This is a genomic window from Martelella endophytica, assembly GCF_000960975.1.
Classification (GTDB): domain Bacteria; phylum Pseudomonadota; class Alphaproteobacteria; order Rhizobiales; family Rhizobiaceae; genus Martelella; species Martelella endophytica.
Map to the genome: position 1 here is coordinate 2,237,026 of NZ_CP010803.1, position 14,025 is coordinate 2,251,050.

Genomic DNA, 14,025 nt, shown 5'->3' on the forward strand with positions numbered 1-14,025 from the left:
GCTCCGTTAGGTTGTAAAAACCTATCGTGGAGCCTATTACTGGTGCGGGGATTTACGGGGAGAAGACCGATGCGTTCTTTGCAAGCCGCTTGTCTGTTTCTGTTCGCGGCATCTTTGCCGGCACAGGCAACAGGAAATTGGTCTTTCGCGGACCACCCTCACCCGGATTTTACCAATGAATACAGCGCGGAAGAGGATGCTGTGATCGCTGACTTTGAGGCGATGGGGGCGGGATTCGACGATTGCCCAGCCCAAATCGTTTTTGAGTACCTGATCTACAACCGGCGCTATCCCGAATTCGCTTTCACCCACGACTTCAACGAAGGACTGGAAGCCTGGAAGCTGCATGTCCTCAAGACCGACCGCGCATCATCGTCTTTCTGCATCGTCCTCGAGGTCACCGAAGAACTCCGCGAACTCTATTCCTACGATTTTGCAACACCGACCGAAGGTCTGTTCTGCGGCAAACCTGGCCGGCCGCCCCGCAACGCGGCCGAAGACCGGATCATGGCGCTTCTCGACAGGCTCGTCAGCTATGCCTCAACCGACAACTCCTTCGCCCTTCCTGCTTTGAGCGAGGTCGAAGGATGGTCCGATATCCGGCTTAATCCGGATATCCGCTACTATGTCGAAGCCCGGGATGCGCGCCGCTACGGCAATGAGCCGGCGCCGATCCTGCGTGATACCGTAATCGCCCTACAGGGTAAGGAGCGGCTCGCCTTCGTGGAAGACGCCATTGCCCGAAACGATCTTGCCGGCGTGATCGCAACCAGCCCGGATTGTTCGGCCTTCACGCCGGAGGCGCGCGCCGCCAAGCGCGAGGCGGCGCGCGGCGAACCGATCTGAGGTTTACGCGATTACGCTTGCCGTTGCCGCGCCAAGCGCTTTCACCGCATCCGCCGGCGCAAGCTTGACCTGCAAACCGCGCTGGCCGCCGTTCATGATCACATAGGGCTCGGCAAGCGCCTTTTCCTCGAAGACAACGGGCACGCGCTTGCGCTGGCCGAAGGGCGAGATGCCGCCGACATGATAGCCGGAAAGCCGCTCGGCGGCGGGAACATCGAGCATATGGGCATGCTTGCCGTGAACGGCGGCGGCCAGTTTCTTCATCGACACTTCGGCATTCGACGGCACGACGGCGCAGACCGGCTTGCCATCGACCTCGGCCATCAGCGTCTTCAGCACGCGGTCGGCCGGCTCGCCGATCGCCGCGGCTGCCTGCAGGCCGACCTTGAAGGCATTGGGGTCGTAGTCATATTGCTGGATGGTGTAGGCAATGCCGGCCTTGTCGAGAAAGCGGGTCGCCTGCGTGGTCTTTGCCATCGTCTCAGTCCTCGCCGAAAATCTCGGCATAGACCTCCGGCTTGAAGCCGATGAAGACGGCTTCGTCCTTCTCCAGCACCGGACGCTTGATCATCGATGGCTGATCCAGCATCAGGGCGATCGCCTTCTCGCGGTCGAGCCCGTCCTTGGTGGCATCGGGCAGTTTGCGGAAGGTCATGCCGGCGCGGTTCAGCACCTTTTCCCAGCCGGCCTCGTCGCACCAGCGTTCAAGGTGCGCCTTGTCGATCCCCGCCTTCTTGTAGTCGTGGAAGTCATAGGCGATCGAATGGCCATCGAGCCAGGTCCAGGCCTTCTTCATCGTGTCGCAGTTCTTGATCCCGTAAAGCGTAACCGGCATGGCATGTCTCCTGTTCGACACTCGCTTTAGCAAGGTGGCGGGCATGAGAAAAGCCCGGCGACAGGGCCGGGCTTTTCTTGGGATGCGAGCAGTGGTCAGCCCTGGTCGGGCAGGGCCCAGGCGATCACGTCGTCCCCGACCTTGGTCTTCATGAAGTGGTGGCCACCGGGGGCGAGCACCACGAACTGCCGGCCATTCTCCTCGTAGGTCATCGGATTGGCCTGGCCACCGGCAGGAAGGTCGGTTTCCCAGACCACCTTGCCGGTCTTCAGGTCGATGGCGCGGAACTTGTTGTCCGTGGTGGCAGCGATGAAGATCAGGCCGCCCGCGGTGACCAGCGGTCCGCCATTGTTCGGCGTGCCGATGGTGAGTGGCAGATGCGTCGGGATGCCGAACGGGCCGTTGTTGACGGCGCTGCCGAAGGGCTCGTCCCAGAGTGTCTTGCCGGTGTCGAGGTCGATGGCGCGGATATGGCCATAGGGCGGCGCCGAGCACAGCATTCCGGTCGGCATCTGCCAGCCGGCATTGACATTGATGGCATAGGGGGAGCCGGTCTGCGGATCGCCCTTGCCTTCGGCGCTCTTGCGTTCGCCACCCTCGTTGATCGGCTTCAGGCCCATTTCATCGGCCTTTTCGCGCGGGATCAACTGGTTGAAGTTCGGCATGTCGTTGTAATTGGCAACGAGAATGCGATCCTTCGGATCGATGGCGACGCTGCCCCAGTCCGAACCGCCATTATAGCCGGGATATTCGATATAGGGCTTGTCGGCTGTCGGCGCCGTGTACTCGCCATCGTAATGCGCACGACGGAACTGGATCCGGCACCATAACTGGTCGATCGGGCTCATTCCCCACATGTCGCGCGCCGTCAGCTTCGGTTGGTCGAGATGGGCATAGCCGGAATAGGGCTGGGTCTTGGCCAGATTGTCCGGCTCGACGCCGCCCGAAGGCACCGGGCGCTCTTCCACGGGAAACAGCGACTCGCCGGTCTTGCGGTTCAGCACGTAGATCTGGCCCTGCTTGCTCGGCAGCACCAGCGCCGGGACGGTGCCATTGTCGGTTTTCATGTCGACCAGAGAAACCTGTGAACCGAGGTCATAATCCCAGAGGTCGTAATGCACGGTCTGGAAATGCCAGCCGGGCTTGCCGGTGGTCACATCGATGGCAACCAGCGAAGAATTGTACTCGTTCTCGTAGGGCTTTCGGTTGCCGCCGTAATAATCGACGGAGGAGTTACCGAGCGGCAGATAGACATAACCGAGCTCGGGGTCGGCGGTGGCGGCGGTCCACATATTGGGCGTGCCGCGCGTATAGGTCTCGCCGTCCGTTGGAGCGCCGGTGCGATCCGGTGCGCCCATATCCCAGGCCCAGGCGAGCTTGCCGTTTTCGGCGCTGTAGCCGCGGATGACGCCGGAGGGCGCATTCTCGGCCTGACCATCCTTCACCTGCGCGCCAACGACGATGACGCCGCGCACGATGGTCGGCGGCGCGGTGATCGCGTACCAGCCGGGAACGGTCTTGCCGAGGCCCTTTTCCAGGTAGACCATGCCCTTGTCGCCGAAATCCTCGCACAGGCGACCGTGTTCGGCGTCGATGGCAATCAACCGGGCATCGAGCGTGCCGATGATGATGCGTTCGGCGCAGGGCGCGTCGGCCGACATTGTCGGCACCTGGTAATAGGCGACGCCGCGGCAAGTCGCGCCGTAGGGAACGGCGTCGTCCGGCACCTTCGGGTCATAGCGCCACTCTTCCTTGCCGGTGCCGGCATCGAGCGAGATCAACTCATCCTTGGCCGAACAGACATAGACGTGGCTGCCAACCTTCAGCGGCGTGTTTTCCGGCGAATAGGAGCCCTTGGCGTCCTTGTCGGGCATATCGCCGGTGTGGAAGTGCCAGACCTCCTTCAGGTTCTTGACGTTGTCGACATTGATCTGGTCGAGCGGCGAATAGCGGGTCGCATCGCGTGAACCACCATAATACGGCCAATCCGCGCCGCTCCGGCGAACGTTGACGCCTTCGGCGGAGGTGCTCACCATCGTGCCGGTACCCTTGACCGCAGACTTGTCAGGGGAGGCGACCGCGGTGTCACCGGTTGCCGCGTGCGCCATGCCCTGCATCAGGAACAGCGCCAGTCCGGCCATCGCGAAGGCGCCGACGAGCGACATGGCCGGCGTCATTTCACTGTGGGGTTCGGGCGTACGGCTCAACGCCGGCAGCGTGAACAGGCTGCCGATCAGCAGCACGGTCGGTGCGACGACGCGGGGAACGAGGTCCCATCCCGAAAACCCGACCTCCCAGAAAGCCCAGACGAGGGTGAGGGCCCAGGTGGCGAGATAGACATAGAAGCCCTTCATCCTGATCTGCCAGAAGCCGAAGCCGCTGTAGAGGAGGGCGATGCCGGCGACGGCGTAATACCATGAGCCGCCAAGCGCGATCAGCCAGACTCCGCCGGCTGTCAGGACGATACCGATAAGAATGAGGATCAGGGCGAAGATGCGGCTCCACCACCCGGCTGCTCCGAGTGAAGTCGTCCGCCGTGCCCTTCCGGGTTGATCTGTCATGACGGTCTCCGATCAAATTCGTGTTACCTGATGGAACAACGAGACCGCCGGAACCATTGTTCCGGCGGCCTTCAGTCATGACAAATTATTAATCTTGCCGGGCGCGGTGCCCTATTCGTTGATCAGCCTCTTCAGCAGCTCGACCTCCTGCGAAAGCTTCTGGTCCTTCTCGAGAAGGTCCTCGATCTTTCGCACGGCATGCAGCACGGTCGTGTGGTCGCGGCCGCCGAACCGGCGCCCGATCTCGGGGAAGGAGCGCGGCGTCATCGTCTTGGCGAGGAACATCGCGATCTGGCGCGGCTTGACGATCACCCGGGTCCGCCGGTTGGAGACGAGCTCCTGCCGGGTCACGCAATAATGGCGCGCGACAACGCGTTGGATATCCTCGATGCGCACCCGCTTGGGTTCGCCGGTGCCGACGAGATGCACGAGAAGTTCGTCGACGCGGTCGATCGACAGGTCCGGCTCGAAGGAGCGGCGGAAGAGGAGCTGGTTGAAGGCGCCCTCGAGCTCGCGCCCGCTCGCCGTCACCTTGCGGGCGACATGTTCAAGCACGGGCGCCGGAATGTCGATGGACGGGTCTTCCTGCTGGGCAAGCCACAGGCGGCGCTTCAGCATTTCAAGCCGCATCGCATAGTCCGGTCCCTCGATTTCCAGCGACACGCCACCGGTCAGGCGCGAGCGCACGCGCGGATCGAGCGATTCCAGCTCCCAAGGCGCCCGGTCGGCTGCGACCACGACCTGCTTGGCGCTGTCGAGCAGCGTGTTGAGGAGGTGGCAGAATTCGTGCTGGATCATCTTGCCCTGCAGGAACTGCATGTCGTCGATGACCAGAAGGTCGATATTGCGCAGCGAGTCCTTCAGCGTCAGGGCGTCATTGTCGCGGATCGCGGTCGCAAACTTCCACATGAAGTATTCGGCCGTCAGATAGACCACGCGCGGCTTGTCCGGAGCGACGAGCGCCGCATTGGCGATCGCCTGCAAAAGGTGGGTCTTGCCGAGGCCGACCGATGAATGAATGAACAGCGGATTGAAGCGAACGGCGGCCGAGCCCGATTCCGCGATCGTGCGGGCAGCGGCCAGTGCCACACGGTTCGACGAGCCCTCGACGAAGCTGTCAAAGGTGAAGAAGGGATCAAGCGGCGAGCCGAAAACGGTGGCCGCGGTCGAGGAGGCGGGGCGCACGGCTTCTGGTTCGGGCATCAGCGGCTGGTTGGCGGCGCTGCGCGCCATCGGCCGGGTCGGCGCAGGCTGCGCGGCAATCACGGGCTTTTCCTGCTCGGGCGCTGGCTGCGGGCGCGGAGCGCGGGTCGCGGAGCGGACCAGGATCTCGATCTTCAGCACCTGCGGCCGCTCGCCCTGCACCAGCTCGGTCATCAGCGCCAGATAGTGGTTGTTGATCCAGGACTTCAGGAAAGCCGTCGGGACCGAGAAGCGCATCACGCTCTTGTCCGCCGAATGCAGCTTCAGCCGCCCGAACCAGCTCGCATAGACATCGCCGCCGACATGGGCCTTGAGAGCGATGCAGAAGCGTTCGAAAAACAGATCATCAGAGGTATCGTTCACGACGGCCGGCGCCCCTGCATGGACTTCCCCCCTTGCTTCAGCGTCATCTGCCTTCTCGCCGATACGCGAAGCCACCACTCTCATTTTCATCTTGCCGCCTTTCAACAGTCATCACCCTGGCGCAAGCCTTCTTGCCGGCTTGCTGCCTGATTTCGCCCGTGCCGGTCATTGCCGGCTTTTTATTGTGAATTGTCCGGAACGTCGCCGGATTGGTGGGAGCCCTGGCAATCGAACCTCGTATTCGATCGCGTCATTCAGGACTTCAAAAACATTCAATCGCGCCTTGTCGAAACCCTCCCCTTCAAGTCCAAAAAAAGCGCGCAACAATACAGAACCGGATTCGTACTAAATCCGGTGCGCAACCAAAGATTGTCGGAAAAACGACGTCATGCGACATCGCTTTTGGCGAAGGAAGGACAGCAAGTTCGTGGGTGAACCCGCCCCTCCCGGAAAATCCGGAAGCTCAATCCGTCCGCCGTTGTGGGAGCATTTAGGCAAGTTCGGTCATCAATTTCAACAAGGAATTTTCGCCAAATCCCAGCCTCCGGCATTGACTCTGCGGGGGGCGTCAGGGCCCGATGACGGAGGCAAAAAGAATCGCTTTTGAATCAATTAGATTCAGCAGCCGTTTTTAAAGTCGCGCCGAATCGTCACCGAAAAAATAAATTCGCTTGACTCGTTTTTTGGCCCTTCGGAAGCGATCAGATTTCGTCCATGTCGCAAGCTTCTCTTGTAAGCCCTTGAATTGGAGAGAAAAAATCCGTCATTTTTGTGACACAAGAGTGCAACGAAGTCGTCACAATCAGCAAGTGTATGAAGCCAAATAAAAAACCCGGCTCGGGGCCGGGTCTTTTAATCACATGATTTTGATCGGGCTTCAGGCCGACAGCGTCTTCACACGCTGTGCCAGACGCGAAACCTTGCGCGAGGCGGTATTGCGGTGAACCACGCCCTTGCTGGCAGCGCGAGCCAGTTCCGGTTCTGCGACCTTCAGAGCGGCCTTGGCCTGCTCGAGATCACCGGCGGCGAGCGCCTCTTCTACCTTACGGACGTAACCGCGAACGCGCGAACGGCGCGACTTGTTGATGGCGGTACGGCGGGCCATCTTGCGCGTCGCCTTTTTCGCCGAAGTTGTATTGGCCATATAAGTCTCTCTTCGAGTTCTGTCGCGAGCTCCGGCATGTTCGGCGTACCGAATGTTCGAACGCTTATCTGCCAGGAGCAATTGATGAAGCTTCAGTCAGCTTTCAAATACTGTGGGCGGGCATATAAAGGCAAAAGCGGCTTCCGTCAATGTGCATTCCGGCGTTTTTACCCCGAAAAGGCCGGAGTGCGGGGCAAGCGCCGCGACAAACCGTCCACGCCGCCGCTTGCGGCCGTCTTGCCATTGTCATTGTCCGAAACCACCCTAAACTCTCGGCGTACCCGGCCCCACTTGCAATAAACAGGAAACCCCATGCGTGTCACAGTCTTTTCCGCCAAGCCCTATGACGAGGAATTCCTGAAATCGGCCAATGAGGGCCGGCACGACCTGGTCTTCACCGAGGCCGCGCTGCATGCGCCGACCGCGCGGCTCGCCGCCGGTTCCAAAGCCGTCTGTGCCTTCGTCAACGACGATCTCGGTGCCTCGACGCTGTCAGTGCTGCACGAGGCGGGCGTGAAGCTGGTGGCGCTGCGCTGCGCCGGCTTCAACCGGCTCGATCTGTCAGCCGCCGACCGCCTTGCGATTGCCACGGCCCGCGTGCCGTCCTATTCGCCCTATGCCATCGCCGAGCACACGCTGGCGCTGGTAATGACGCTGAACCGCAAGATCCACCGCGCCTATAACCGGGTGCGCGAGGGCAATTTCGCGCTCAATGGGCTGCTCGGTTTCGATCTCCACGGCAAGACCGTCGGTGTGGTCGGTACCGGCGGGATCGGCCGCAACGTGATGCGGGCCTTTGCCGGCTTCGGCTGCGAGCTTCTCGCATTCGATCCGTATCCGAACGACGAGGCGATCGCGCTCGGAGCCCGCTATGTCGACAAGGCCGAGCTGCTCGACAAGGCGGAGATCATTTCGCTGCACTGCCCGCTGACACCGGAAACGCGGCATTTCATAGACGAGGAGGCGATTGCCGCGATGAAGAATTGCCGCATGCTGGTGAACACCAGCCGTGGCGGCGTCATCGACACGCTGGCCGTGATCGAGGGACTGAAGTCCGGCAAGATCGGCGCTCTGGCGCTCGACGTCTATGAGGAAGAAGAGGATCTGTTCTTCCGCGACCTCTCCTCAACGGTGATCCGCGACGACATCTTCGCCCGGCTGCTGACCTTCCCCAACGTGCTGATCACCGGCCACCAGGGCTTCTTCACCCAGGAGGCGCTGTTCAACATCGCCAAGACCACGATCGGCAACATCACCGCCTTCGAGGACAAGGGAGAGGCTCTGTTCCCGATCGACCGGCGATAGACCCTATTCGAAGACAATCCGCGGGAAATAGAAGGACACGACCCAGTTGGGGGCGTCGACGATTTCGCTGATCTTCAGGTCACCGCAGACCGAGCAGAGCATGTAGGCATCCTCGGCGTTGAGATTGCGCGTGCGGGCGAGGAGATCGATCATGTGGGAGACCGCGTCTCGAGCGGCCTGCATCAGATCCGGGCCGATGCCGGTGGTCACATCGTAGCCGGCGCTGTCCAGATGCCGCGAGATTGGACCGGGCGTGATGAAATGCGGGGTCCTGGGGGCGGCATCCTTGATCACCTCGACGGTGAGCGACACGTCCATCGCGGTTTCGATCGCTGTTCCGCAGACCTCGCCATCGCCTTGCGCGGCGTGGCAGTCGCCGACCGAAAGCAGCGCGCCCTCGACCTCGACCGGAAGATAGAGCACCGTTCCGGCAGCGATGTCGCGGATATCCATGTTGCCGCCGATCCGGCGCGGCGGGATGACGGAGTGGTTGCCGGGCTCCATCGGTGCCACGCCGATGGTGCCGATGAAGGGCCGCAGCGGCACGCGTGCGAGCGAATTGAAGACCGCAGGCGTCGCCACATCGGTCTCGTAATTCCAGAGCTTCAGCTTCGGCATGACGAACTGGTCGGAAAGCAGGCCGAAACCGGGGATGATCGCCGTCCAGCCGAAACCCGACGGTGCAAATTCATTGACCGTGACCTTCAGCGCATCGCCCGGCATCGCGCCCTCGACGAAGAGCGGTCCGGTCAGCGGATTGGCATCGGCAGGATCGGACGTCGTGACATCGTGGCTGGTGCTGGCATGGTGATAGTGGCCATTGCCGGCATCGCGACAGCAGAAGGTGACAGTGTCGCCGGAGCTGGCGCGCAGGACGGGACGGAGCGCCCGGTTCCAGCCGAGATGGCCGTCATGGGCGTGGATCGTGTGTGCATGCGGGAGCTTCATTCCCGTCCTCTCCCTTTCGCAACCTGTTCGCGCCCCTCAGTCGGCGCCGCGGTTGAGCCGTGCCCGCGCCAGCATGTAGGCTTCCGCCTCGATCATGTGCTCGGTCATGATGTCGCGCGCCCGGGTCCGGTCGCGCGCGCCAATCGCCTTGATGAGTTCGATTTGATAGAAAACGCCGCTTTCGCGCAAGCCCGGATTGCGGGTCTGGTAAATGGCGCGGCACTCGGCGAGGTCGCGCAGCAGATTGAGCAGCAGGCCGCAGGTGAAGCCGAGGACCGGGTTGGTCGCATGCCGGGCGAGCTCGGCGTGGAAATCGAGCTCGGCGAGGCGCTGGACATATTCCTCCTCCGTGGTCTCGGGCTTCTTCTGGTAGAGGCGGATGGTTTCCTGCAGGCCCTGCAAAGCGTCGAACGGCAGGTCGCGGGCGGCATCGGCGGCAAGCTCCGGCTCCAGCTTTTTGCGCAGGGCATAGATATTCGCAATGGATGGCGGCTCCTGCAGAAACAGGTTGGTGACCATCTGGATAGCCTCGGAGGGCTTGACAGAGCGCACGAAAACACCGCCACCGGGGCCGGTCTTGCTGGCGATCATGCCTTGGAATTCAAGGATCTTCAGCGCCTCGCGCACCGTACCCCGCGAGGCGCCAAGCGACGCCGGATCGAGCCATTCGGACGGAATCCGGTCGCCCGGATGCATGTTCGCCTCGATCATACGCTCACGCAGCGTGTCGGCGATGATGTCCGGCCGTTTGCGTTTCCTCTCCGAAAAGGGCGGGCCAAAGGCCTGCCGGCTTTCAATACTGGTCATGATGCTGTGTCGGGCTCCACCGGATGATAACATGCGGCCCTGTGACCGCCGTCCCCGTCCAGTGGTGGCACGGCGGACTGGCAGACATCAGTGCCGCGCGGACAGCGGGCGAAGAAGGCGCAGCCTTTCGGTGGATTGTAAGGATCGGGCAATTCGGCCTCGCGGTCTCCGCCGGACACGGCCTTGCGGCCCGGCGCCGGCGCGGATTTCAGCAGCAGATGTGTATAGGGGTGACGCGCGGCGGTAAAGACGGCATCGCGGCTGCCGAGTTCGACGATCCGCCCGAAATACATCACCGCCACCCGGTCGGAGATCGTCTCCACCACGGAGAGGTCGTGGCTGATGAACAGATAAGTGAGGCCGAAACGGCTCTTCAGGTCGTCGAGGATGTTCAGCACCTGCGCCTGCACCGAGACATCGAGCGCCGAAACCGGCTCATCGAGCACGATCACCTCCGGGTTGGCGGCGAGCGCGCGGGCGATGCCGATGCGCTGCGCCTGGCCGCCGGAGAATTCATGCGGATAGCGCTCGAGGAATTCCGGCGCCAGATGCACCGCATGCATCAGTTCCTCCAGTCGCTTTTCCCGCTCGGCCTTTTTCATGCCGAGCAGGTGGATCAGCGGCGCTTCGAGAATGGTGCGGATCTTCTTGCGCGGATTGAGCGAGGAGACCGGATCCTGGAAGACATACTGCACCTGCCGCGCCAGTTCGCGCGGGTTCTTCCGGGCCTCTTCGGCAAGGTCGCGCCCTTCGAAGGTGATGCTGCCGCCCGTCGGCCGGTCGAGCCCGGAGAGAAGTCTTGCAAGTGTCGACTTGCCGCAGCCCGACTCGCCGACAATCCCGAGGGTCTCGCCCTTCTTTACATTGATGGTGACGTCCTGAACGGCGTGAACAGCGGGGAGCGCCTTGCCGAACAAGGTCTTGCCGCCGCCGAAGATCCGTTCGGCGCTCTTGATTTCGATAAGCTCAGACATCGGCGTTCTCCCGGTTCAGCGGATGCAGGCAGCGCACGCCGCGTTCCTCGCCAAGCGGCGTCATCGGGATCTCGCCGTGGCGACAGTCCTCCTGCACATAGGGACAGCGGTCGGCGAATGCGCAGCCATCCGGCAGTGCGTTGACGACCGGCGGACGACCCTCGATGGCATCGAGCCGGCGTTCCGGCTCGCCCAGGACCGGCACGCAGTCGATCAGCTTCGACGTATAGGGATGGGCCGGGTTGTCGAGGATTTCGGCAGTGGTACCGGTCTCGACGATACGCCCCGCATACATCACGGCCACCCGGTCGCAGATCGCGGAGACGACGCCGAAATCATGGGTGATGAACAGGATGGCCGTCTGGCGCTCACGGCGGAGATTGGCCATCAGTTCGAGGATCTGCGCCTGCACGGTCACGTCGAGTGCCGTGGTCGGCTCGTCGGCGATGATCAGCCTGGCGTCGTTGGCAAGCGCCATGGCAATCGAGATGCGTTGCCGCATGCCGCCGGACAGTTCGTGCGGATAGGAATTCAGCCGCCCTTCGGCATTCGGAATGCGGACCGACTGCAACAGGTCGGCTGCTTTCTTGCGGGCCTCGCTGCCGGAAAGCGGCTGGTGTGCCTGGATCGCCTCGATGAGCTGGTCGCCGACGGTAAACAGCGGATGCAGAGTCGACAGCGGGTCCTGAAACACATGGCTGACGGCGCCGCCGCGCAGCTGGCGAATGCGTTCGTCGCTTGCGGCAAACAGGTCCTCGCCGGAAAACCAGGCGGCGCCGCCGGCAATGCGGCCGGGCGGCGTCGGCACGAGGCCCATCAGCGACATGGCGGTCACCGACTTGCCCGAGCCCGATTCGCCCACAAGGCCGAGGCATTCGCCTTCGCGCAGGTGAAGATCGACACCGCCGACGGCCTTGTAGATGCTGCCGCCAACATGGAATTCGGTGCGCATCTGCTGCACATCGAGAACAGCACCGTCGCGCGGCTTTTCCGCCGGCGCCTTGTCGCGCTTGACGGCTGTGCGGGCGCCGGGACGGGCGAGCGCCCCGGATTTCAGCCGCGGATCGAGCACGTCGCGGATCCCGTCGCCGAGGAGATTGATGCTCATCACCAGCGCGAAGATCATCAGGCCGGGCACCATGGAAACGAAGGCATCGGTGAACAGCACCTTGCGGCCATCGCCGAGCATCGAGCCGAGGTCCGCCTGCGGCGGCTGGGCGCCGAGGCCGAGGAAGGAGAGGCCGGCGGTCTCAAGGATCATCCAGCCGATCGTGGTCGACATGGTGATGATGATCACCGGCAGCACATTGGGCAGAACCTCGCCGAAGAGGATGGCGGGATGCGATTTGCCCGAGAGTCGTGCGGCATCCACGAACTCACGTCGTGAAAGTCCGAGCGTCATGCCACGGATGTTACGGGCGAAGAACGGGATGTTGACGACGGCGATGGCGTAAAGCGCGTTCAGCAGGCCTGGGCCGAGGACGGCGACGATCGCGAGCGCCAGCAGGATATACGGGAAGGCCATGACCATATCGATGCCGCGCATCAGAATATTGTCGGTGCGCCCGCCCGCATAGCCGGCGACAAGGCCGATCAGCGAGCCGAAGAAGGCGGCGATCAGCGTCGCCGAGATGCCGACGGCAAGACTGACCCGCGTGCCCCAGATCAGCCGCGAAAGCAGGTCGCGGCCAAGGGCGTCGGTGCCCAGCAGATGGCCTTCCGAGAAGGGCGGTGTCAGCCGGACGGACGGATCGGTTACATTCGGTGGCTGCAGCGGCAGGATGGGGGCGGCAAGCGCGACGATGACGATCAGGGCAAAGACGATGAGGCCCGCTGTCGCAAGCGTATTGTTGAGCAGAAGCCGGATCGCGCTCGGGCGGCCGCTTTTCTTCTTCTTTGCCGGTGTGGAAATCGCAGCATCGGTCATCAGCGCAACCTCGGATCAAGTATGGTCTGAACGACATCGGCGGCGAGGTTGAACAGCACATAGGCTGCCGCCACAACCAGAACGCCGCCCTGGACGGTGAGCAGGTCGCGGGTGGAGATCGCGGTTACCAGCATCGAGCCGATACCCGGCCACTGGAACACGGTCTCGATATAGACCGCGCCGCCGAGCACGAAGCCGGCCTGAATGCCGAGCACGGGAATGACGGAAACGAGCGCCGCCTTGAACGCATGGCGCATGATCACGCGCCGCTCCTTCAGTCCCTTGGCGCGGGCGGTGCGGATGTAATCCTGTCTGAGCACTTCCAGCATTGCCGTGCGCGTCAGCCGGGCGATCACGCCGGTGGCGACGACGGCAAGGGTGAAGGCGGGCAATATCAGATGTTTCAGAAGATCGAGCGGGCCGCCGCCGCCATAGATGGCGAACATCCCCGATGCCGGGAACCAGTGCAGCTTGACGGCGAACACCAGAATGAGCAGCAGGCCGAGCCAGAACGAAGGCACCGAGATGCCGATCAGCACGAACAGCGTCACCAGCTTGTCGGTGAGGCCGTATTGCCGCACCGCCGAGACGATGCCGGCAATCAGGCCGAGGATGGAACAGAGCACCATCGAAGTGCCGGCCAGGATCAGCGTATTGCCGAAGCGCTCCGAGATGATGTCGATTACCGGTCGGTTCTGGGTATAGGAGCGGCCGAAATCGCCGTGGAGAATGTTGCCGAGCCAGATGAAATATTGCTGCACCAGCGGCTTGTCGAGCCCGAGCGCCCTGTTGATGCGTTCGACGTTTTCCGGCGTCGCATAGGAGCCGAGAATGGCCGTTGCCGGATCGCCCGGGATCATCGCCATGATGGCGAAGACGATGATGGTCAGGCCAAACAGCACCGGAATGACGGTCAGAAGCCGCCGGAGGATATAATGTGCCATGGCGTATTCTCCGTGGTGGCCATGAATCCTGGAGGCGATGCGGCCCCGCTACTGGACCCACCCCGCCCTCTGTCGTCACCCTCGGGCTTGTCCCGAGGGTCTAAGCACGTATCAGCCCGACCGGCGTTTCGGGTCAGAAAAGGTCAGAAAGAAGTCTCTTGCCAACTG

General features: G+C 62.5%; 12 protein-coding genes. 2 read left to right on the top strand and 10 right to left on the bottom strand.

Annotation, left to right across the window (positions count from 1 at the left end):
• Positions 1–201 precede the first annotated feature (201 nt).
• Positions 202–846 carry a hypothetical protein gene (locus tag TM49_RS10115; protein ID WP_045680994.1) on the top strand — a complete coding sequence of 215 codons (645 nt, stop codon included), beginning with the start codon at positions 202–204 and terminating at the stop codon, positions 844–846.
• 3 nt (positions 847–849) lie between these two features.
• Here TM49_RS10115 and ybaK read toward each other — a convergent pair whose 3' ends face one another.
• The 5 genes from ybaK to rpsT all read right to left on the bottom strand — a co-directional run bounded on the left by ybaK (position 850) and on the right by rpsT (position 6,952).
• A complete protein-coding gene (gene ybaK / locus TM49_RS10120) occupies positions 850–1,323 on the bottom strand; it encodes a Cys-tRNA(Pro) deacylase (RefSeq protein WP_045680995.1) in 474 nt (157 codons plus the stop codon).
• Between the two features lie 4 nt (positions 1,324–1,327).
• Positions 1,328–1,681 carry an ArsC family reductase gene (locus TM49_RS10125; protein WP_045680997.1) on the bottom strand — a complete coding sequence of 118 codons (354 nt, stop codon included), beginning with the start codon at positions 1,679–1,681 and terminating at the stop codon, positions 1,328–1,330.
• 95 nt (positions 1,682–1,776) lie between these two features.
• The gene (locus TM49_RS10130) at positions 1,777–4,242 is read right to left on the bottom strand and encodes a membrane-bound PQQ-dependent dehydrogenase, glucose/quinate/shikimate family (protein WP_045680999.1); all 2,466 of its coding nucleotides are present in this window, start codon (positions 4,240–4,242) and stop codon (positions 1,777–1,779) included.
• Positions 4,243–4,353: 111 nt separating this feature from the next.
• Positions 4,354–5,898, bottom strand: a complete 1,545-nt coding sequence (gene dnaA / locus TM49_RS10135) for a chromosomal replication initiator protein DnaA (RefSeq protein ID WP_045685099.1) — start codon at positions 5,896–5,898, stop codon at positions 4,354–4,356.
• Positions 5,899–6,685: 787 nt separating this feature from the next.
• The gene (gene rpsT, locus TM49_RS10140) at positions 6,686–6,952 is read right to left on the bottom strand and encodes a 30S ribosomal protein S20 (protein ID WP_045681001.1); all 267 of its coding nucleotides are present in this window, start codon (positions 6,950–6,952) and stop codon (positions 6,686–6,688) included.
• 312 nt (positions 6,953–7,264) lie between these two features.
• On the opposite strand from rpsT, the gene TM49_RS10145 reads away from it, so the two are divergent.
• Positions 7,265–8,257, top strand: coding sequence for a 2-hydroxyacid dehydrogenase (locus TM49_RS10145; RefSeq protein WP_045681003.1), 993 nt, complete (start codon positions 7,265–7,267; stop codon positions 8,255–8,257).
• A 3-nt stretch (positions 8,258–8,260) separates the two neighbouring features.
• Here TM49_RS10145 and TM49_RS10150 read toward each other — a convergent pair whose 3' ends face one another.
• The 5 genes from TM49_RS10150 to TM49_RS10170 are packed head-to-tail and all read right to left on the bottom strand — an operon-like array spanning position 8,261 to position 13,857.
• The gene (locus tag TM49_RS10150; protein ID WP_045681005.1) at positions 8,261–9,205 is read right to left on the bottom strand and encodes an acetamidase/formamidase family protein; all 945 of its coding nucleotides are present in this window, start codon (positions 9,203–9,205) and stop codon (positions 8,261–8,263) included.
• A 36-nt stretch (positions 9,206–9,241) separates the two neighbouring features.
• Positions 9,242–10,012 carry a FadR/GntR family transcriptional regulator gene (locus TM49_RS10155; protein ID WP_045681007.1) on the bottom strand — a complete coding sequence of 257 codons (771 nt, stop codon included), beginning with the start codon at positions 10,010–10,012 and terminating at the stop codon, positions 9,242–9,244.
• The gene (locus TM49_RS10160) at positions 10,009–10,986 is read right to left on the bottom strand and encodes an ABC transporter ATP-binding protein (RefSeq protein WP_045681008.1); all 978 of its coding nucleotides are present in this window, start codon (positions 10,984–10,986) and stop codon (positions 10,009–10,011) included. Before TM49_RS10160 ends, TM49_RS10155 begins: the two co-directional genes overlap by 4 nt.
• Positions 10,979–12,913: a dipeptide/oligopeptide/nickel ABC transporter permease/ATP-binding protein gene (locus TM49_RS10165; protein WP_045681010.1), complete on the bottom strand. Its 1,935-nt coding sequence runs from the start codon at positions 12,911–12,913 to the stop codon at positions 10,979–10,981. Before TM49_RS10165 ends, TM49_RS10160 begins: the two co-directional genes overlap by 8 nt.
• Entirely contained in the window at positions 12,913–13,857 is a 945-nt protein-coding gene (locus TM49_RS10170) for an ABC transporter permease (RefSeq protein ID WP_045681012.1), read from the bottom strand. Before TM49_RS10170 ends, TM49_RS10165 begins: the two co-directional genes overlap by 1 nt.
• Positions 13,858–14,025 lie beyond the last annotated feature (168 nt).

What these genes read in the sequence shown, in the direction of transcription:
- ybaK (WP_045680995.1), bottom strand. Translation starts at nt 1,323, where the DNA reads ATGGCAAAGACCACGCAGGCGACCCGCTTTCTCGACAAGGCCGGCATT.
- TM49_RS10125 (WP_045680997.1), bottom strand. Translation starts at nt 1,681, where the DNA reads ATGCCGGTTACGCTTTACGGGATCAAGAACTGCGACACGATGAAGAAG.
- TM49_RS10130 (WP_045680999.1), bottom strand. Translation starts at nt 4,242, where the DNA reads ATGACAGATCAACCCGGAAGGGCACGGCGGACGACTTCACTCGGAGCA.
- dnaA (WP_045685099.1), bottom strand. Translation starts at nt 5,898, where the DNA reads ATGAAAATGAGAGTGGTGGCTTCGCGTATCGGCGAGAAGGCAGATGAC.
- rpsT (WP_045681001.1), bottom strand. Translation starts at nt 6,952, where the DNA reads ATGGCCAATACAACTTCGGCGAAAAAGGCGACGCGCAAGATGGCCCGC.
- TM49_RS10145 (WP_045681003.1), top strand. Translation starts at nt 7,265, where the DNA reads ATGCGTGTCACAGTCTTTTCCGCCAAGCCCTATGACGAGGAATTCCTG.
- TM49_RS10150 (WP_045681005.1), bottom strand. Translation starts at nt 9,205, where the DNA reads ATGAAGCTCCCGCATGCACACACGATCCACGCCCATGACGGCCATCTC.
- TM49_RS10155 (WP_045681007.1), bottom strand. Translation starts at nt 10,012, where the DNA reads ATGACCAGTATTGAAAGCCGGCAGGCCTTTGGCCCGCCCTTTTCGGAG.
- TM49_RS10160 (WP_045681008.1), bottom strand. Translation starts at nt 10,986, where the DNA reads ATGTCTGAGCTTATCGAAATCAAGAGCGCCGAACGGATCTTCGGCGGC.
- TM49_RS10165 (WP_045681010.1), bottom strand. Translation starts at nt 12,913, where the DNA reads ATGACCGATGCTGCGATTTCCACACCGGCAAAGAAGAAGAAAAGCGGC.
- TM49_RS10170 (WP_045681012.1), bottom strand. Translation starts at nt 13,857, where the DNA reads ATGGCACATTATATCCTCCGGCGGCTTCTGACCGTCATTCCGGTGCTG.